Raw genomic sequence first — 18,134 nt, 5'->3', positions numbered from 1 at the left:
CGACTGACGATGATGACCAAAGGCAAGCGCGTCTACGTTCTCGACACCAACGTGCTCATGCACGACCCCACGGCGCTGTTCAAGTTCGAAGAGCACGATGTCTACCTGCCGATGCAGGTGATCGAAGAGCTGGACAACGGCAAGAAGGGCACCAGCGAAGCCAGCCGCAACGCGCGCCAGGTCAGCCGGTTCCTCAATGAACTGATCGAAGCGGCAGGCAGCGACCAGATCTCCACCGGCCTGCCGCTGCTGCGTCCCCAGGGCCTGCAGCTGCGGGGCGCGCAGAGCGTCGGCAAGCTGCGCTTCCAGACCACCACGCCGACCGAGGATCCGACCTCGTTCGGCGCCGCCGCGCCCGACAACCGCATCCTCGGCGCGATCCTCGATCTGGTGCGCACCGAGCCGGACTACCCGGTGGTGTTCGTCTCCAAGGACATTAACCTGCGGATCAAGGCGGCGATCGCCGGCATTCCGAACGAGGACTACGAGAACGACCGCGCGCTCGACGATTTCAGCCTGCTCTACACCGGCGCGACCGCGCTGCCCGCGGATTTCTGGACGATCCACGGCAAGGATCTGCGGTCGTGGACCGACAAGGGCCGTACGTACTACGACCTCGCCGTGTCGGAAGACGACGGCTGGTACGCGAACCAGTTCCTGTACCTGCCGGGCGACGAGGAATCGGAATTCCGCGTGACCCGGGTGGAGGACGGCCGCGCGACGCTGCAGATCGTCGACGACTTCCGCCACAGCCAGCACGCGGTGTGGGGCATTAACGCGCGCAACCGCGAGCAGAACTTCGCGCTCAACGCGTTGATGGATCCCGAAGTCGACTTCGTCACCCTGCTCGGCACCGCCGGCACCGGCAAGACGCTGCTCGCACTCGCCGCGGGGCTGGCGCAGACGATGGACCAGCAGCGCTACCGCGAGATCATCATGACCCGCGCGACGGTCAGCGTCGGCGAGGACATCGGCTTCCTGCCCGGCACGGAAGAGGAAAAGATGACCCCGTGGATGGGCGCGCTGACCGACAACCTCGAAGTGCTGACGCACAACCAGGAAGGCGGCAGCTGGGGCCGCGCGGCGACCAACGATCTGCTGGCCTCGCGCATCAAGATCCGCTCGATGAACTTCATGCGCGGGCGCACGTTCCTGTCGCGGTATCTGATCCTCGACGAGGCGCAGAACCTCACGCCGAAGCAGATGAAGACACTGATCACCCGCGCCGGCCCCGGCACGAAGATCGTGTGTCTGGGCAACGTCGAACAGATCGACACGCCCTACCTCACCGAGACGACGTCGGGCCTGACCTACGCGGTCGACCGCTTCAAGAACTGGGCGCACAGCGCGCACGTCACGCTGCGTCGGGGCGAGCGTTCGCGTCTGGCCGACTTCGCGTCCGAAGTGCTCTGACCCGCGCACGACCGGCCGCACACGCGGCCGGTCGATGCGTGTGCGCTGCGTTCCGCGTCGAGCGCTGTTGCACAATGTGCGCATGACCGATCCGTCCGCGCCCCGCCCACCGTCCGTGCTCACGATCGCCGGTTCCGATTCCGGCGGTGGCGCCGGCATACAGGCCGACCTCAAGACCTTCGCCGCGCACGGCGTGCACGGCCTGTCCGCGATCGCCGCGCTCACCGCGCAGCACACGCGTGGCGTCACCGCCGTGCATGCGCCGCCGGTCGCGTTCCTGCGCGCGCAACTCGATGCCTGCTTCGACGACTTCGACGTGCGCAGCGTCAAGATCGGCATGCTCGCGACGGCGGAGATCGTCGACGCCGTGGCCGACGCGCTGGCGCTGGTTCCCGATGTGCCGGTGGTGCTGGACCCGGTGATGATCGCGACCTCGGGCGCGAAGCTGCTCGACGACGACGCACTCGGCGCGCTGCGCACGCGCCTGATCCCACGCGCACGCGTGCTGACGCCGAACCTGCCGGAAGCCGAACTGCTGCTCGGCCGCCGCATCGCGGCAGGCGCCGACGCAGAAGCCGCACTTGCGGCGCTGCGCGCACTCGGCGCGCGCGGTGTGCTGCTCAAGGGCGGGCATCTGGACGAGGGCGACGAGGTCGTGGATCGCTATGCCGATGCACACGCAGCCTTCGCGCATCGCGCGCCGCGGCTCGAGATCGACGGCCACGGCACCGGCTGCACGCTGTCGTCGGCGATCGCCGCGCGCCTCGCGCTGGGTGACGACGCCGCGACTGCGTGCCGCGGCGGCATCGACTACGTGCACCGCGCGATGCGCGACGCCTACCGCCCCGGACGCAGTGCGGTCAGCGTGCTCGGTCACCTGGGTCCGCTCGCGTCGTGAGCACAGCGGTGGCCCGCGTAGCACCGCTCGACAGCGGCGATGGCCATTGCTTCGAACTGATCCTGCGCGTACCCGATGCCCCGACGCGTCGGCTGCTGTGGCTGCCGGCGATGGGCGTGCCGGCGAAGCATTACCTGCCGTTCGCCGATGCGCTGGCGGCGCGCGGCATTGCCGTCGGCCTGCACGAATGGCGCGGCATCGGCTCGAGCAGCCTGCGCGCCGGCCGCGCGCACGACTGGGGCTACCGCGAACTGCTGGCGGACATCGCACGCAGCGAAGCGGCGCTGGACGCCGCCGTGCCGGGTGCGTCGCGCATCGTCGGCGGGCACAGCCTCGGTGGTCAGCTCGCCTGCTGCCATCTCGCGCTGCAGCCCGATGCGGCCGACGCGCTATGGCTGGTCGCCAGCGGCGCGCCCTACTGGCGCGCGTTTCCGCCGCGTGTGCGCTACACGCTGCCGCCGCTGTACCGCTTCATGGCGTGGCTCGCGCGCACGCGCGGCGTATTGCCGGGGCGCCGGCTGCGTTTCGCCGGCAACGAATCACGCGGCGTGATCGCCGACTGGACGCGCAGCGGATTGCGCGGGCGTTATGCGGCAGCCGGCATCGATGTCGATATCGATACGTCGATGGCGCGTGTCGAGGTGCCCGTCCGCGCGGCTTGGCTCGGCGACGACTGGCTCGGCCCGCCGTCGTCGCTGCGTTTCCTGCTCGGCAAGCTCGGCAGCGCGGATGTCGCGATCGAGGGGTTCGACGCCGCGCGCCTGGACGCGAGGGCCGACCATTTCGCGTGGATGCGCACGCCGGACGCGATCGCCGCCTGGCTCGCCGACACCTGAGGCGGGTTGCGAGCGTCCGCTACACTGCGTCGATCGACCAACGAGCCTCTCCTGCATGACCGCACCGCTGCCCGCACGCGACGACATCCGCATCGCCGTCATCGGCCTCGGCTACGTGGGCCTGCCGCTCGCGGTCGCATTCGGCCGCCACCACGCGACGCTGGGTTTCGACATCGACCAGACGCGCGTGACCGGCCTGCAGCGCGGCGACGACCACACCCGCGAGCTGTCGCCCGACGAACTGCGCGCGGCCGCACATCTGCGCTACAGCGCCGACGCAGCCGATCTCGCAGGCTGCAACGTTCACATCGTCACCGTGCCGACGCCGGTCGATGCCTACAAGCGGCCCGACCTGTCGGCGCTGGAAGCTTCGAGTCGCGCGGTCGGCGCGGCCCTGCAGCGCGGTGGCGTGGTGATCTACGAGTCGACGGTGTATCCGGGGGCGACCGAGGAAATCTGTGTGCCGATCCTGGAGGCCGCTTCCGGACTGCGCTATCGCGACGACTTCCACGTCGGCTACAGCCCCGAACGCATCAATCCCGGCGACAAGCAGCATCGGCTGGAGAACACGCTCAAGGTCACTGCAGGCTCCAGCGACGCGGCGGCAGAGTTCGTCGACGCGCTGTATCGCGACATCGTCGAAGCCGGCACGCATCGCGTGTCGAGCATCCGCGTGGCCGAAGCGGCCAAGGTCATCGAGAACACCCAGCGCGACGTCAACATCGCCCTCGTCAACGAGCTCGCGCTGATCTTCGATCGCCTCGGCATCGATACGCACGAAGTGCTCGAAGCCGCGGGTACGAAGTGGAACTTCCTGCCGTTCCGACCGGGTCTCGTCGGTGGCCACTGCATCGGCGTCGATCCGTATTACCTGACGCACAAGGCGCAGGAGATCGGTTACCACCCCGAAGTGATCCTCGCCGGCCGTCGCATCAACGACAGCATGGGCCTGCACGTCGCCCAGCGCGTGGTGAAGCTGATGCAGCAGCGCGGCATCCAGACCGCCGGCGCGCGCGTGCTGGTGCTGGGGCTGGCGTTCAAGGAGAACTGCCCGGACCTGCGCAACACGCGCGTGATCGACGTGGTGCGCGAACTGCAGAGCTACAGCATCGACGTCGACGTGCACGATCCGTGGGTCGCGGCGGCGTACGCGCAGCACGAGTACGGGCTCACGCCCATCGACACGCCGGAGACCGGCGCCTACGACGCGATCATCCTCGCGGTCGCGCACACGCAGTTCCGCGATCTCGGCGCGGATGGCATGCGCGCGTTCGGCAAGCCGGGCGCGGTGCTCTTCGACGTCAAGGCCGTGCTACCCGCGGACGCGGTGGACGCGCGACTCTAGCGCGTCGCTACGCTGCGCCCGGATGCGCGGCGTGACCCGCCCTCCAGACTGTCGTGAAGCGGTGCCCGCCTAGAGCGGGTCGATCGCGTCGAAGCGTCGCGTCTGCAATCCCGGTGTCCCGACGTTCCGTTCCGGCGAGCTGACGCGCTTCGCATGCGGCGGCGTCAGCGATGCAAGTTCACCACGACGCATCGAGACCCGCCTCTGCACCGGCATGCAAAGCGCGCGTAGATCTCGTCGCGCCCGCCACTCGGCGACGGGAGCGCCGCGTACGGCACGTGATCCATGCCTTCGAAGATGCATCGCGCCGCCGCGGTCGCAGGCCAACGCACGGTGCGGCGTCCACCAATCGCGAGATGCGCAGTGGATCGAAACAGACGCACACGCCCCTGCGGAAAACATGCGCGCAACAAAAAAGCCAGCGATCGCTCGCTGGCCTCTTCGTTGTTCTGGTGCGCCCGGAAGGATTCGAACCTCCGACCCCCAAGTTCGTAGCCTGGTGCTCTATCCAACTGAGCTACGGGCGCCTTGAACAGAAGCGGAATTTTCTAGCAAAACGTTTGCTTCGTCAACCACTATCCAGAATTTTTCTCTGCGATTTCCGAAGAAATCCGATCGAATTCGAGCAGTGGCGGAGAGTGAGGGATTCGAACCCTCGATGGAGTTTTAAGCCCCATACTCCCTTAGCAGGGGAGCCCCTTCAGCCACTCGGGCAACTCTCCGAAGCAACACGTTCGACGCAAGCGCCGAACGCGGTGCGAAGGATAACGGCTCAGGGCGTCTGCGGCAAATCTTCTTGCGCGTCGGCACCATCGCCTTCGCGATGGATGCGCTGATAGATCTCCTCGCGGTGCACGGCGACATCCTTGGGTGCGGTGATACCGATGCGCACCTGGTTGCCCTTGACGCCCAATACGGTGACCGACACCTGGTCACCAATCATCAGCGTCTCCCCGACGCGGCGGGTCAAAATCAGCATAGCAATCTCCTGGAACCGGCCCGTTTCGACGCGCCGGCGTGGACTGTATTCGGACCGTTCTCGACCTTGGAAACCGATTACAGACCTCGTTAGGCCGTGAAGCATGTCCCCTGCCGGGCGGCCGGTCAACAAGCGGGGACGGGCGTTTAGCGCCCGCTTAGCCGAGGCGTTCGGCGACCCACTGGCGGACGTCGCCGAGTGCCGCGAGCAACGCAGGACCGTCTTCGCCGCCGCCCTGCGCCATGTCGGGTCGACCGCCGCCCTTGCCGCCGGTTTTCGCCGCGACGTGCGACAGCAGTTCGCCCGCCTTGACGCGACCGGTCGCGGCGCCGCCGACGCCGGCGACCAGCGCCGCCTTGCCGTCGCTCGTGCCGGCCAACAGCACGACCACATCGCCGAGCTGCTGCTTGAGACGATCCACCGCATCCCGCAGCGCCTTGGCATCGAGGCCTTCGATGCGCGCGGCGACGACCTTGATGCCGTCGACGTCGACAGCGGATGCGCCGAGGTCGGCGGTCGCGCCGCTGGCGGCCTTGGCCTTGAGCGATTCGAGCTCGCGCTCGAGCTGCTTCTGGCGATCGAGCAGCGCGCGCAGTCGCTCGCCGACTTCGCCGGCAGTGCCGCCGAGCAGACCGGCCGCCTGACGCATGCGCTCTTCATCGCTGCGCACGTGATCGAGTGCGGCCTGGCCGGTCAGCGCTTCGATACGGCGCACGCCGGACGACACGCCGCCTTCGGACACGAGCTTGAACAGGCCGATGCGGCCGGTACGGTCGACGTGCGTACCGCCGCACAATTCGACCGATTCGCCCATCGTCACCACGCGCACGCGCTCGCCGTACTTCTCGCCGAACAGCGCCATCGCGCCTGAATCGAGCGCGGACTGCATGTCCATCTGCTCGATGCTGACCGGATGGTTGGCGCGCACTTCGACGTTGACGCGACGCTCGATTTCGGCGAGTTCGTCGGTCGTCACCGGCTGGAAATGCGAGAAGTCGAAACGCAGGCGCTCGGGCGCGACCAGCGAGCCCTTCTGCGCGACGTGTGTGCCGAGCAGATCGCGCAGCGCGCCGTGCAGCAGATGCGTCGCGCTGTGGTTGAGCACGATGGTGCCGCGACGTGCGGTATCGATCGCGCCGCGCACCTGATCACCGCGCTGCAGCGTACCCGACACCAGGCGGCCGACATGGCCGTGGAACTGGCCCGCGAATTTCTGCGTATCGTCGACTTCAAAACGCACACCGTCGGCTTCGAGCACGCCGGTATCGCCGACCTGGCCGCCCGACTCGCCGTAGAACGGTGTGCGGTCGAGGATCACGACGACTTCGTCGCCGGCCGATGCGGACTCGACCGGGCGCCCGCCCACGAGCAGCGCGAGGATCTGCAGACCGTCGGCCTCGTGCTGGTCGTCGCCGACGAACACGGTCGGCGACAGCTGGGCGACGAGATCGGCCGACAGGCCGGCGCTCGACGTGAATTTGCCGGCCGCGCGCGCAGTCTCGCGCTGGCGCTGCATGGCGGCATCGAAGCCGGGCATGTCGACCTCGAGGCCGCGCTCTCGCGCGATGTCCTGGGTGAGATCGAGCGGGAATCCGTAGGTGTCGTACAGGCGGAACGCGTCCTCGCCCGGAATCGCGCCGTTGCTGCGCGACGCGACGTCGTCGAAGATCCGCATGCCGGCATCGAGCGTCTCGGCGAAGCGCTCCTCTTCGGCCTTGAGCGCGCGCTCGACCAGGTCGCGCTTCTCGCGCAGTTCCGGATACGCCTCGCCCATCACGTCGTCGAGCGTGGCGACCATCGCGCTGAAGAACGGCTGGCGCACGCCGAGCATCCAGCCGTGGCGCAGTGCGCGGCGGATGATCCGGCGCAGCACGTAGCCGCGACCTTCGTTGGACGGCAGCACGCCGTCGACGATCAGAAAGCTGCAGGCACGGATGTGGTCGGCGATCACGCGCAGCGACTTGTTCTCCAGATCCTGCGTGCCGGTGAGTTCACCGGCCTTGCGGATCAGGGCCTGGAACAGGTCGATCTCGTAGTTGCTGTGCACGCCCTGCAGGATCGCGGCGAGGCGTTCCAGCCCCATACCGGTGTCGACACACGGCGCAGGCAACGGCACCAGCGTGCCGTCGGACTGCTTGTCGAACTGCATGAAGACCAGATTCCAGATCTCGATGAAGCGGTCGCCGTCTTCGTCGGGCGAGCCCGGGGGGCCGCCGAAATGCGCAGGGCCGTGGTCGTAGAAGATCTCGGTGCAGGGGCCGCAGGGGCCGGTGTCGGCCATCTGCCAGAAGTTGTCGGAGGCGAACGGCGCACCCTTGTTGTCGCCGATGCGGACGATGCGGTCTTCCGGAATGCCGACCATGTCGCGCCACAGCGCGTAGGCCTCGTCGTCGGTCTGGTAGACGGTGACCAGCAAACGGTCGGCCGGCAGCTTCCAGACCTGCGTCAGCAGTTCCCACGCCCAGGCGATGGCGTCTTGCTTGAAGTAGTCGCCGAACGACCAGTTGCCGAGCATCTCGAAGAAGGTGTGGTGACGCGCGGTGTAGCCGACGACGTCGAGATCGTTGTGCTTGCCGCCCGCGCGCAGGCAGCGCTGGACGTCGGCCGCGCGCACGTAGCTGCGCTTCTCGGCGCCCAGGAATACGTCCTTGAACTGCACCATGCCGGAGTTGGTGAACAGCAGCGTGGGATCGTTGCCGGGCACCAGCGGCGCCGACGGCACGATGGTGTGGCCCTTGCCCTTGAAGAACTCGAGGAAGTCGCTGCGGATCTGGGCGGTGCTGGTGGGGGTCTGCGTGGTCATGGGCCTGGCGTGACGGACGTGCTGGAGGGAGTAAGGGCATCCCCGGCAGCCGTGCACGCCCGCCATCTCGGCGGGGACAGGTCCGGAGCCATGCCCACAGCCGCAAAGGGTAGCAGGCCGTCCGGGGGCCACGCGCGCCGCTGCACCGGCGCAACCCGCGCGCGTGCTACACGGCGCCTGGATCGTCCCGCAACGCGCGGACCGCGCCATAGGCGGTCTCGCCGTCGAACCCACGACGCAGCAGGAAATCCACGGCCTTGCGCCGCAGTGCCGGATCGTCCGCGAACCCGGCCACGTCGTAACGACGCTCGAGCAGATCGCGTGCGCGCTGCGGCCAGTCGGCGTCGCCGTCGGCGGCCAGCGATTCGAAGGCGGCAGCGATCCTGCCCGCATCGAGCCGATGCGTCGCCAGTTCGGCCTCGATCCGCAAGGGGCCGTGGCCGCCCGTGGCCCGGCTGCGGGCGAGGCTCGCGGCGAAGCGGCCGTCGTCCTGCCAGCCGGCCTCGCGCATGCGCTCGACGGCATCGGCAGCGGCTTCGGGCTCGATGCCGCGCGCGGCGAGCTTGCGCAGGAGTTCGGGTTGCGAATGCTCACGCCGTACCAGCAACGACAACGCCCGCTGGGCGGGCGTCAGTTCGCGGCGTTTCCTGCGCCTGCCCGTGGCAGGCGTATCACCCTGGGCGGTCAATCCGGACTCGGCTGCGTCGAGGCGTTCCACGGACCCGCCTGCCGGCAGGTCCGTGTCATGCGGTTCGCCGCCGCCGGGCAGGCCCGACGCGGCCGGCTCAGTCGTCGTCGTTTTCTTCATTGCCCGCCGCCGCGGCCGCCAGCACGGCTGCCGGCAGCAGCTTCTCGCGGATGCCCGCCTCGATGCGCGCGGCCACTTCCGGGTTGTCCTTGAGGTACTGGCGGGCGTTCTCCTTGCCCTGCCCGATCCGCTCGTCACCCGCGCTGTACCAGGCGCCCGCCTTCTCGATCAGCTTGGCCTCGACACCCATGTCGATCAGTTCACCTTCGCGGCTGATGCCTTCGCCGTAGAGGATTTCGGTGATGACCTGCTTGAACGGGGGCGCCATCTTGTTCTTGACGACCTTGATGCGGGTCTGGTTGCCGATGATCTCGTCGCCCTTCTTGATCGCGCCGATGCGGCGGATGTCGAGGCGGACCGACGCGTAGAACTTCAGCGCGTTGCCGCCCGTCGTGGTCTCGGGGCTCTGGCCCGGCATCATGATGCCGATCTTCATGCGCAGCTGGTTGATGAAGAACACCATGCAGTTGCTGCGCTTGATGTTGCCGGTCAGCTTGCGCAGCGCCTGGCTCATCAGACGGGCCTGCAGGCCCGGCAGTTGGTCGCCCATCTCGCCTTCGATTTCGGCGCGCGGGGTCAGCGCGGCAACGGAGTCGATGACGACCATGTCGACCGAGTTCGAGCGCACCAGCATGTCGGCGATCTCGAGCGCCTGCTCGCCGGTGTCGGGCTGGGAGACCAGCAGATCCTCGACGTTGACGCCGAGCTTCGCGGCGTACGTGGGATCGAGCGCATGCTCGGCGTCGATGAACGCCGCGACGCCGCCCATCTTCTGGCACTGCGCGATCGTCTGCAGGGTCAGCGTGGTCTTGCCCGACGATTCCGGGCCGTAGACCTCGATGACGCGGCCGCGCGGCAGACCGCCGATGCCGAGTGCGAGATCGAGCTGCAGCGAACCGGTCGGGATCACCGGGACCACTTCCGACACGCGGTCGCCCATGCGGATCACCGAGCCCTTGCCGAACTGCTTCTCGATCTGGCTCAGGGCTGCGGAGAGCGCGCGCTTCTTGTTCTCGTCCATCGTGGTGGTCCTCGTCATTCGTGTTCCGGTCTGGTGGATGCATCCTCGCAATCGCAGGTCGCACAGGCTGCGACGCTGCAGGGAGGACATCAAATTAAGTGGGTGGATGCGCGCCGGTCAGCGGCGCGCGACGCGGATGCCGGTCGGGAAACACCCCGCATCCCGTGCGCCGCCGTGGCAAGGCGCTCAACGGTTCGGCCTGACCAGCCCGCAGTACAGGCCTTCGATCGCGAAGTCCTGGTCGGGCAGCACCTCGATGGGTGCGTAATCGGGATTGCGCGGCATCAGCCGGATGCGGTCCTTGCCGATCTTCAGCAGCTTGACCGTGATCGCGTCATCGACACGGGCGACGACGATCTGGCCCGAGCGCGCATCGCGGGTACGGTGCACGCCGATCAGATCGCCTTCGAAGATGCCTTCATCGCGCATCGAGTCGCCCTTGACCTTGAGCAGGTAGTCGGGCGACGGCGAAAACAGCACGCGGTCGAGGACGAGGTAATCGTCCGAGCCGATGTCGGCACCGATCGGTGCGCCGGCGGCGACCTGCCCGAGCACCGGCAGGCGGAGCGCATCACCGGGCGTGGCGCCCAGGGCCAGTGCGTGCTGCGCCTGCTGCACCGGGACCAGCACGCGGATGCCACGTGCCCGTCCCGGCACCCGCTCGATCGCGCCGGCGGCTTCCAGGGCATCGAGGTGGTACTGCGCGGCACGCACGCCACTGAAGCCGAACGCGCGGGCGATCTCGGTCTGCGAAGGCGGCATGCCTTCGGCCGCGATGCGCTCGCCGATCATTTCGAGAATCGCGTGCTGGGTCTGGGTCAAGTCCATGGTGAGTAGTATTACTACTAACGCATGGGCACTGCAAGCGTTTGCCGTCAGGAGAAGGGCGTCAGACGTTAGTCCGTCAGCGGGGGGGCGTCAGCGGGGGACCGCGAGGTGGACGGCGTCGAGCGGCTTGCCTGCGCCACGCGCCGTGGTCTGAATCGCGGCGTCCGCCGGCAGCGCGCCGTTGCCGTCCAAGTGCGCGTCGACGCGGTCGAGCGCGGCGTACACGTATGGCAGCAGCGGCACGTAGCGCGCGGCGTAGTCCGGCAGGCCGAGGAATCCGTCGAAGTGCTGCGCATTGGCGACCTGCCACAGACGCACGTCGCGCCCGGCCGCCTTCGCCCAGCCGACATAGGGCGTGCTGGTGAACGCCATCGGGATCAGGCCGTCGTCGGTGCCATGGATCACGACGACCGGCAGACCTGCGCGCGGCAGACCGACCTGCGTCTCGGTGATGCCGGCCTGGACGCGTTTCGCGGCCGCATCGTCGCCATCGTTGAGCGCGCGCAGGCATTGCAGGCCGGGCAGCAGCGGATCGGCACCCGCCATGCGCGTGTCGACGAGGCCGACACCCGCGCCCGGCGGAATGCCACTGCCGTCGCTCCACCAGGTCGCGCGTTCGGTCGCGGTCGCCGGACGCGGACTGCCGTCCGGGCCCTGCGCCGCGTAGCGGTATCCGCAGGGATGCGCGTCGGCCTCGAAACGGCCGTACGCGGATGCATAGGTCGCGGCGATCGCGCGCCACAGGTCGAAGCCCGCCGACAGGGCGCCCGCGCGCAGCGCACCATCGGTCCAGCCGTGGGTGCGCAGGATTCCCAGTGCCGACCGCGACTGCGCCGCAGCGTCGTCGCCTTCGACCAGACCGGCCGCGCGCAGCGAGGCGCAACGCGCGGTCCACAGCGGTGCAACCTGTGCGGTCAACGGCGGCTGCGGCAGGTTGTCGACGGCGAGCAGCGCGCACGGCATCAGCAGCGCGGCTTCGGTGGTGTAGTCGTAGAGCGAACGCGCGCCCGGTGCATCGACGTGGACGCTGGGCTCACCGGCGACCACGGCATCGAGCCAGTCGCCTTCGAGTTCTGCCGCGCGCAGCACCGCGCCGCCGCCGTTGGAAATGCCGACCGCGATGACGCGGGTGCTGTCGAAATCGAACGGCGCATCGTCCGGATACGCCTCGCCCAGCGCCTGCAGCGCGAATTCGGCGGCCTGGCGGACGTGGCGGCCCCAGTCGGCCTCGGGGTTGTCGCCGGAATGCGCATGCTTGAACGCAACGCCCTTCCCCGCGCCCTGCGGCGCAAAGACGGCCTGCGTGCGATCGGCGGACGGCGTGCCATCGGCCGCGACGCCGAGGCCGGCATCGGCGTCGAAGTAATCGGTGCCTGCGCCCTTGTCGGTGTAGGCGACGGCGCAGCCCTTCGGCAGACCCCAGGCGCCGGCGACGGCGATCGCGCCGTAGATGCCACGCGAGCCGGACGAGGCGGTCACCACGATGCAGCGACGCGTGCGGTCGAAATCGTCGGGCACCTGCACCAGCACACGATGCGGCTGCGAGGCGCCGGGCACCGTGGCCAGCGCGTGGAATTCGCGGCCCGGCACGGCGGTCAGGCTGCCGTAGAGCGTGCCGTAGCCGCCGCCCGGCGCCAGGTCGGCGATGCCGCGCCAGTTCGCCCACAGCGCACGACGGCGTGCTTCGGCCGCGAGTGGACGCTCCGGATCGGCGAAGGTCGGCGGCGTCATCGCCTGCAGGCCGGCCAGCCCGAGCCCGGCGGTCAGCAGATCGTCGTCGCCGCGGTGGAGGCTGGTGCGCTGGGCACTGAACATCGTGGCGTCGTCTCCGCGCATCGAGGCAGGATCGCTGCGCGTCGCACTGCCGGCACAGGCGGCGAGCGAGAGCGCGAGGGTGGCGAGGCACAGCGGCCGGAGCATGCGGGTCTTGGTCATGCAGGCACCGTAGCAGCGCGTTCGCCGGCGGCCATCGTACTTTGGTACCAGCCGCGCGGCTGGCCCGGGCTTGCTAGTGTGGCGCTCGGATCCGGACCCGGGAGTCGACGCCGACGCTGGCGGCCACCGCGCCGGATCCCGATTCCGAATCCCCATCCCGGCCCCCGAATGCCCAAGCTGCTGATCGCCGACGACCACCCGCTGTTCCGCGCCGCCTTGCGTGGCGCCGCGGCCGACGCGGCGCCCGACGTCACCACGCGCGAGGCCGAGACGCTCGACGGCGTGCTCGAAGCGCTGGAGAACGAAGACGACATCGATCTCGTGCTGCTGGACCTGCACATGCCCGGCAACCATGGGCTCGCCGGACTGGCGGCGATCCGCGCGCAGTTCCCGGCAGTGGCGGTGGTGCTGGTATCGGCGAACGAAGACCCGCTGGTCGTGCGCCGCGCGCTTGATCACGGCGTCGCCGGCTACATCCCAAAGAGCGCCGGCCTCGACGAATTGCGCGAAGCGATCCGCGCGGTGCTCGATTGCGAGCAGTGGTTGCCGCTGGCGCTCCGCGGCGCGGTCGCACGCGCGCAGTCGGCGCCGGCGGACATGGATCTCGCCGCGCGCCTCGCGAGCCTGACGCCGCAGCAGTTCCGGGTATTGCGCCTGGTCGCTGAAGGCCTGCTCAACAAGCAGATCGCCGATCGCCTCGACGTGCAGGAACGCACGATCAAGGCGCACATGTCGGCGATCTTCGAAAAGCTCGGCGCACGCAACCGCACGCACGCGGGCGTGATCCTGCGCGGCCTGGAAATCAGCGATCCCGCGCTGCGCGTCGCCGGTTGAACGCGATCAGTCGTTCCGCTGCAAGGGCGGATTGATCCACTGCACCTGCAGACCGCGGCGCTGCGCCTCGCGGTTGACCTTCGCGATGTAGGCATCGTCGGTCGTGATCCGCAGTGGATCCCCGGATTGCATCCGCACCTCACGGGGTGGTGCATCCGCCAGGCGTGGCGAACTGCTGGCGCAGGCCGCAAGCGCGCAGGCCGACAGGACGAGAGTGGTTCGGAGGAAGGACGGCATGGTCGGACTCCGCGGCGACTGGCTCGGCGCAGGTGCGCCGCCGTTGCGGTACCTGCCCCTGCGCTATACACCCGCGCCGCGCAGGCCGATCAACCGCCGGTCGGCGCGTCCGGTGCCGGCCGACGGGCGGCGGCATTGCCGATGGTGCCGAGTTCGGCGAGCACCGAAGTGGCATAGCAGCCGGCCGGCAACACGAACGAAAGCTGCAGCTGGTCCGGCGCCGGCCAGCGCCACTGCAGTTCGCCCGGTTGCAGGCGTGTCGCGCGACGTTCCTGCGACAGGCCGGCAGTCTCCAGACCCTCGCGCAATGCCAGCGACTGCGGATCGACGAGCGCCGCGGTTTCGCGTGCGCGTGCGTCGCCCGCGCTGCGCAGCGCGCCACGGCCCCACAGCGGCGCGGTGGGATGGATGTCCTGCGCGGCGACGCGTGCGTCGAGCTCGGCGCTTGCCGGCTCGGGCCCGAACACGCTGCGGCTGCCGTCGAGCATCCAGACCTCGCCATCGAGTCCGGTGTCCCAGTCGCCAGCGTCGACGCGCGCCGCGAGCACGCGGTTGAACAGCGCCGAGCGCGCGGCCGACAGCAGCATCGCGCGCTGGTCGCGGTCCATGCGGCGGCGCGGCGCGGCGAACATGCGCAGCGCCTTGTCGATGTTGCCGCCGTCGTGGCCGAAGCGTTGTTCGCCGAAATAGTTCGGCACGCCGCGCGAGGCGATCGTCTGCAGACGCGCCTCGATCGCCGCGATATCGCCGACGACATCGCGCAGCGTCAGCACGAAACGGTTGCCCGCCAGCGCGCCGCGGGGCAGCTTGCGCGCGTGCCGCGCCTGCGCCAGCACGCGCAGCGACTGGCCATGACCGGTGGCCATGGCTTCGAGCGCGGCGATGTCGGGTGCGTCACGGCCCGGCAACTGCACGGTGAAACGCTGCGTCGTCAGCGCGTGGCGATCCTTCAGGCCCGCATAGCCGACCGCACGACCGTCGACGTCGGCCCACTGCGCGAGCAGGCGCGCGACGAACGCGGTGTTCATGCCGGTCTTCTCGATCGTCAGCAGCAGATGTTCGCCCGCGCCGCTGGCCTCGAAGCCGTCGATCTCGTCGACGCGGAAATCCGACGGATGCTGGCGGATCGTCGCCGACAGCACCGGCGCGCCGTGCGCGGTCGGCGTGCCGGCTGCGATGTCGGCGCTCTCGTCCGGCTCAGCCGCCATCGCGCACCAGCAGGCACACCGCCTGCGCGGCAATGCCTTCGCCACGGCCGGTGAAGCCGAGGCGTTCGCTGGTCGTCGCCTTGACCGAGATGCAGTCGAGCGCGATGCCGAGGTCGTCGGCGATTGCCGTGCGCATCGCAGCCGCGTGCGGACCGATCTTCGGCCGCTCGCAGATCACGGTGACGTCGGCATTGCCGACGCGCCAGCCGCGCTCCGCCAGCAGCACGTTGCAATGCCGCAGCAGCGCACGGCTGTCGGCGCCCTTCCAGCGGTCATCGGTCGGCGGGAAATGCACGCCGATGTCGCCGAGCGCGAGCGCGCCGAGCATCGCGTCGCACAGTGCATGCAGCGCGACGTCGCCATCGCTGTGCGCGAGTACGCCGCGCTCGAACGGGATGCGGACGCCGCCGACCATGACGTGGTCGCCGTCGCCGAAGGCGTGGACATCGAAGCCCTGGCCGATGCGGAAATCAGGCGTGGCGGTCATGGGGCGGACCCTGCAGGAAAAACGGGACGGCAGCTTGCCACGGATTGGGACCTGGGCAAGTCACAGGGGCGGCTGATGCACCTACGAAGGCTTCGCTTCGATCCGCGCGCATCTGCGTAGATCCGTGGGCAGTCCTTACCTGCGTCGCGACAGCTCGAACTCGAAGCGCGCGAAATCCGCCGGCGTCGTGATCTTGAAATTGTCCTCGCGGCCTTCGACCAGCAGCGGGCGCGCGCCCTGGCGCTCCATGGCCATGGCTTCGTCGGTGACCGCGATGCCGTCGACATCGGCGGCTTCGAGTGCGCGGCCCAGTTGCAGGCGGCGGAATAGCTGCGGGGTCAGCGCGCGCCACAGGCGTTCGCGGGGTTCGGTACCGTCGATGCCGCCGTCGTCGCCTGCCCGCTTGAGCGTGTCGCGCACGGGTGCGGCGAGAATCGCGCCGACCGGATCCATGCGGCCGCGTTCGAGCAGCGCGTCGAGATCGTCGGCGTGCAGGTTCGGACGCGCGGCATCGTGCACCAGCACGAAGTCGTCGGGGCGGACCGATTCGGGCAATGCATGCAGACCGGCGAGCACCGATGCCGCACGCGTGTCGCCGCCCGGTGCGCGGACCAGCGGCTTGCCGTGCAGCACGGCGTCGGGCAGCAGCGGTGCGTCGTCGGCACCGAGCACCAGCACGACGCCGCCGATGCCGGAATGCCCGGCGAGCGCGTCGAGCGTGTGCGCCAGAACGCTCCGCCCGCCCACCTCGAGAAACTGTTTCGGCACCGCGCCACCGAACCGGCTGCCGCGACCGGCGGCCGGCACGATCACCCAGTTGCTCACGGCGCCTGGTCCTGCGCGCGGCGCTGCGCGTCCGGATCGAGCGCGTGCTCGGCCGGCAGCGGCGCGATGCGGGCATCGTCGACGACGCGGTAGAAGGTTTCGCCCGGCTTGATCATGCCCAGCTCGCCACGCGCGCGCTCCTCGATCGCCGCCTCACCTGATTTGAGGTCGGCGACTTCGGCCGCGAGCGCGGCGTTGCGTTGCTCCAGGCCTTCGTTCTGGCGTGCCTGCGTCTCGACGCGACCGCGCAGCTCCTCGACCTGCTCGGTCCCGCCCACACCGAACCACAACCGGTACTGCAACCAGGCCAGCAGGGTGGCGAGCACCAGCAGCACGACGAGCAACGCGCGCATTGACCTGTGTCCTGTGGAATCAGCGCTTCAGCGACACGAACGCATCGCGGCCGGCGTACCGGGCAGCACTGCCCAGGGCCTCTTCGATGCGCAGCAGCTGGTTGTACTTGGCGACGCGATCGCTGCGGCACAGCGAACCGGTCTTGATCTGCGTGGCCGTGGTGGCGACCGCGATGTCGGCGATCGTCGTGTCCTCGGTCTCGCCCGAACGGTGCGACACGACCGCGGCGTAACCGGCCGCATCCGCCATCGCGATGGCTTCGAGCGTTTCGGTCAGCGTGCCGATCTGGTTGACCTTGATCAGGATCGCGTTCGCGGTCTTGGAATCGATGCCTTCCTTGAAGATCTTCGGGTTGGTGACGAACAGATCGTCGCCGACCAGCTGCACCTTGCTGCCGATGCGGTCGGTGAGCTGCTTCCAGCCGGTCCAGTCGTCCTCGGCCATGCCGTCCTCGATCGTGACGATCGGGTACTGCGCGGCCCAGTCGGCGAGGAAGTCGACGAACTGCTCGCCGGTCAGGCGCTTGTTCTCGCCGACCAGGTGGTACTTGCCGTTGTCATGGAACTCGCTCGACGCGACGTCCAGGCCCAGCAGCACGTCGTCGCCCGCGGCGTAACCGGCCTTGCCGATCGCCTCGAGGATCGTGTCGAGCGCTTCGACGTTGCTGCGGAAGTCCGGCGCGAAGCCACCTTCGTCACCCACCGCCGTGCTCAGGCCGTGACTCTTGAGCACGGACTTGAGCGCGTGGAAGATTTCGGTGCCCGCGCGCAGCGACTCGGAGAAGCTCGAGAAGCCGACCGGCAGCACCATGAATTCCTGGAAATCGACGTTGTTGTCGGCATGCGCGCCGCCGTTGATGATGTTCATCATCGGCACCGGCAGCACCGGCGCGCGGTCGCCGCCGAGCAGCTTCCACAGCGGCATCTTCTTCGACGCGGCCAGCGCATGCGCGTTCGCCATCGAAACGCCGAGCAGCGCGTTGGCGCCCAGACGGCCCTTGTTCTCGGTGCCGTCGAGATCGATCAGGCGCTTGTCGAGACCCGCCTGGTCGGCGGCATCGAAGCCCTTCAATGCCTCGGCAATCGCGCCGTTGACGTTGCCGACGGCCTTCTGCACGCCCTTGCCGAGATAGCGCGTCTTGTCGCCATCGCGCAGTTCCACCGCCTCACGGGCGCCGGTCGAGGCGCCGGACGGCACCATCGCACGGCCGAAGCTGCCGTCTTCCAGCGTCACTTCGGCTTCGAGGGTCGGATTGCCGCGGGAGTCGAGGATCTCGCGGGCGTGGATCTTGGCGATGGCGGTCATGGTCGGGTCGAAAGTCTC

17 protein-coding genes and 2 tRNA genes are annotated in these 18,134 nt (G+C 69.0%); 5 read left to right on the top strand and 14 right to left on the bottom strand.

The window, feature by feature from the left end; genetic code table 11:
- Positions 1-12 precede the first annotated feature (12 nt).
- From AC3A5T_RS06600 to AC3A5T_RS06585, 4 genes are all read left to right on the top strand, one after another.
- The gene (locus AC3A5T_RS06600) at positions 13-1,413 is read left to right on the top strand and encodes a PhoH family protein (protein WP_487627905.1); all 1,401 of its coding nucleotides are present in this window, start codon (positions 13-15) and stop codon (positions 1,411-1,413) included.
- An 82-nt stretch (positions 1,414-1,495) separates the two neighbouring features.
- Positions 1,496-2,311, top strand: a complete 816-nt coding sequence (gene thiD, locus AC3A5T_RS06595) for a bifunctional hydroxymethylpyrimidine kinase/phosphomethylpyrimidine kinase (RefSeq protein WP_487627904.1) — start codon at positions 1,496-1,498, stop codon at positions 2,309-2,311.
- An 8-nt stretch (positions 2,312-2,319) separates the two neighbouring features.
- The gene (locus AC3A5T_RS06590; protein WP_487627903.1) at positions 2,320-3,147 is read left to right on the top strand and encodes an alpha/beta hydrolase family protein; all 828 of its coding nucleotides are present in this window, start codon (positions 2,320-2,322) and stop codon (positions 3,145-3,147) included.
- 55 nt (positions 3,148-3,202) lie between these two features.
- Positions 3,203-4,492 (top strand): nucleotide sugar dehydrogenase, encoded by a 1,290-nt coding sequence (locus AC3A5T_RS06585; RefSeq protein ID WP_487627902.1) that lies wholly within the window; start codon positions 3,203-3,205, stop codon positions 4,490-4,492.
- A 450-nt stretch (positions 4,493-4,942) separates the two neighbouring features.
- On the opposite strand, the gene AC3A5T_RS06580 is transcribed toward AC3A5T_RS06585, so the two are convergent.
- The 8 genes from AC3A5T_RS06580 to AC3A5T_RS06545 form a co-directional block, all read right to left on the bottom strand.
- A tRNA-Arg gene (locus tag AC3A5T_RS06580) sits at positions 4,943-5,019 on the bottom strand.
- A gap of 102 nt (positions 5,020-5,121) precedes the next feature.
- Positions 5,122-5,214 (bottom strand) — tRNA-Ser (locus tag AC3A5T_RS06575).
- A 50-nt stretch (positions 5,215-5,264) separates the two neighbouring features.
- On the bottom strand, positions 5,265-5,471 hold the full coding sequence (csrA, locus tag AC3A5T_RS06570; RefSeq protein WP_465073670.1) for a carbon storage regulator CsrA: 207 nt from the start codon (positions 5,469-5,471) through the stop codon (positions 5,265-5,267).
- 157 nt (positions 5,472-5,628) lie between these two features.
- Positions 5,629-8,274, bottom strand: coding sequence for an alanine--tRNA ligase (gene alaS, locus AC3A5T_RS06565; RefSeq protein WP_487627901.1), 2,646 nt, complete (start codon positions 8,272-8,274; stop codon positions 5,629-5,631).
- Between the two features lie 166 nt (positions 8,275-8,440).
- A complete protein-coding gene (locus AC3A5T_RS06560) occupies positions 8,441-8,962 on the bottom strand; it encodes a regulatory protein RecX (protein WP_487627900.1) in 522 nt (173 codons plus the stop codon).
- Positions 8,963-9,059: 97 nt separating this feature from the next.
- A complete protein-coding gene (gene recA, locus AC3A5T_RS06555) occupies positions 9,060-10,103 on the bottom strand; it encodes a recombinase RecA (RefSeq protein WP_332078747.1) in 1,044 nt (347 codons plus the stop codon).
- Between the two features lie 186 nt (positions 10,104-10,289).
- Complete coding sequence (lexA, locus tag AC3A5T_RS06550) at positions 10,290-10,931, bottom strand: transcriptional repressor LexA (protein ID WP_232149877.1); 642 nt, start codon at positions 10,929-10,931, stop codon at positions 10,290-10,292.
- Positions 10,932-11,021: 90 nt separating this feature from the next.
- Complete coding sequence (locus tag AC3A5T_RS06545) at positions 11,022-12,866, bottom strand: 3-hydroxybutyrate oligomer hydrolase family protein (RefSeq protein WP_487627899.1); 1,845 nt, start codon at positions 12,864-12,866, stop codon at positions 11,022-11,024.
- Between the two features lie 168 nt (positions 12,867-13,034).
- On the opposite strand from AC3A5T_RS06545, the gene AC3A5T_RS06540 reads away from it, so the two are divergent.
- Complete coding sequence (locus tag AC3A5T_RS06540; protein WP_487627898.1) at positions 13,035-13,700, top strand: response regulator; 666 nt, start codon at positions 13,035-13,037, stop codon at positions 13,698-13,700.
- 6 nt (positions 13,701-13,706) lie between these two features.
- On the opposite strand, the gene AC3A5T_RS06535 is transcribed toward AC3A5T_RS06540, so the two are convergent.
- The 6 genes from AC3A5T_RS06535 to eno form a co-directional block, all read right to left on the bottom strand.
- The gene (locus AC3A5T_RS06535) at positions 13,707-13,937 is read right to left on the bottom strand and encodes a hypothetical protein (RefSeq protein WP_487627897.1); all 231 of its coding nucleotides are present in this window, start codon (positions 13,935-13,937) and stop codon (positions 13,707-13,709) included.
- A gap of 89 nt (positions 13,938-14,026) precedes the next feature.
- Positions 14,027-15,145 (bottom strand): tRNA pseudouridine(13) synthase TruD, encoded by a 1,119-nt coding sequence (truD, locus tag AC3A5T_RS06530; protein ID WP_487627896.1) that lies wholly within the window; start codon positions 15,143-15,145, stop codon positions 14,027-14,029.
- Positions 15,135-15,632 carry a 2-C-methyl-D-erythritol 2,4-cyclodiphosphate synthase gene (gene ispF, locus AC3A5T_RS06525; RefSeq protein WP_487627895.1) on the bottom strand — a complete coding sequence of 166 codons (498 nt, stop codon included), beginning with the start codon at positions 15,630-15,632 and terminating at the stop codon, positions 15,135-15,137. Before ispF ends, truD begins: the two co-directional genes overlap by 11 nt.
- A gap of 135 nt (positions 15,633-15,767) precedes the next feature.
- Complete coding sequence (ispD, locus tag AC3A5T_RS06520) at positions 15,768-16,457, bottom strand: 2-C-methyl-D-erythritol 4-phosphate cytidylyltransferase (RefSeq protein WP_487627894.1); 690 nt, start codon at positions 16,455-16,457, stop codon at positions 15,768-15,770.
- Positions 16,454-16,810: a cell division protein FtsB gene (gene ftsB / locus AC3A5T_RS06515; RefSeq protein WP_465073661.1), complete on the bottom strand. Its 357-nt coding sequence runs from the start codon at positions 16,808-16,810 to the stop codon at positions 16,454-16,456. The genes ispD and ftsB overlap by 4 nt, the downstream gene beginning before the upstream one ends.
- Positions 16,811-16,829: 19 nt before the next feature.
- A complete protein-coding gene (gene eno / locus AC3A5T_RS06510; RefSeq protein WP_487627893.1) occupies positions 16,830-18,116 on the bottom strand; it encodes a phosphopyruvate hydratase in 1,287 nt (428 codons plus the stop codon).
- Positions 18,117-18,134 lie beyond the last annotated feature (18 nt).

This window comes from Luteimonas sp. Soil_C_16 (assembly GCF_057657295.1).
This window is presented reverse-complemented; position numbering and strand designations above follow the sequence as displayed.

Excerpts from the sequence above, each read along its gene's own strand:
- truD (WP_487627896.1), bottom strand. The coding sequence starts at position 15,145 with ATGGCGGCTGAGCCGGACGAGAGCGCCGACATCGCAGCCGGCACGCCG.
- AC3A5T_RS06545 (WP_487627899.1), bottom strand. The coding sequence starts at position 12,866 with ATGACCAAGACCCGCATGCTCCGGCCGCTGTGCCTCGCCACCCTCGCG.
- ispF (WP_487627895.1), bottom strand. The coding sequence starts at position 15,632 with ATGACCGCCACGCCTGATTTCCGCATCGGCCAGGGCTTCGATGTCCAC.
- thiD (WP_487627904.1), top strand. The coding sequence starts at position 1,496 with ATGACCGATCCGTCCGCGCCCCGCCCACCGTCCGTGCTCACGATCGCC.
- eno (WP_487627893.1), bottom strand. The coding sequence starts at position 18,116 with ATGACCGCCATCGCCAAGATCCACGCCCGCGAGATCCTCGACTCCCGC.
- alaS (WP_487627901.1), bottom strand. The coding sequence starts at position 8,274 with ATGACCACGCAGACCCCCACCAGCACCGCCCAGATCCGCAGCGACTTC.
- recA (WP_332078747.1), bottom strand. The coding sequence starts at position 10,103 with ATGGACGAGAACAAGAAGCGCGCGCTCTCCGCAGCCCTGAGCCAGATC.
- AC3A5T_RS06600 (WP_487627905.1), top strand. The coding sequence starts at position 13 with ATGACCAAAGGCAAGCGCGTCTACGTTCTCGACACCAACGTGCTCATG.
- csrA (WP_465073670.1), bottom strand. The coding sequence starts at position 5,471 with ATGCTGATTTTGACCCGCCGCGTCGGGGAGACGCTGATGATTGGTGAC.
- lexA (WP_232149877.1), bottom strand. The coding sequence starts at position 10,931 with ATGGACTTGACCCAGACCCAGCACGCGATTCTCGAAATGATCGGCGAG.
- AC3A5T_RS06540 (WP_487627898.1), top strand. The coding sequence starts at position 13,035 with ATGCCCAAGCTGCTGATCGCCGACGACCACCCGCTGTTCCGCGCCGCC.
- AC3A5T_RS06585 (WP_487627902.1), top strand. The coding sequence starts at position 3,203 with ATGACCGCACCGCTGCCCGCACGCGACGACATCCGCATCGCCGTCATC.
- ftsB (WP_465073661.1), bottom strand. The coding sequence starts at position 16,810 with ATGCGCGCGTTGCTCGTCGTGCTGCTGGTGCTCGCCACCCTGCTGGCC.
- AC3A5T_RS06535 (WP_487627897.1), bottom strand. The coding sequence starts at position 13,937 with ATGCCGTCCTTCCTCCGAACCACTCTCGTCCTGTCGGCCTGCGCGCTT.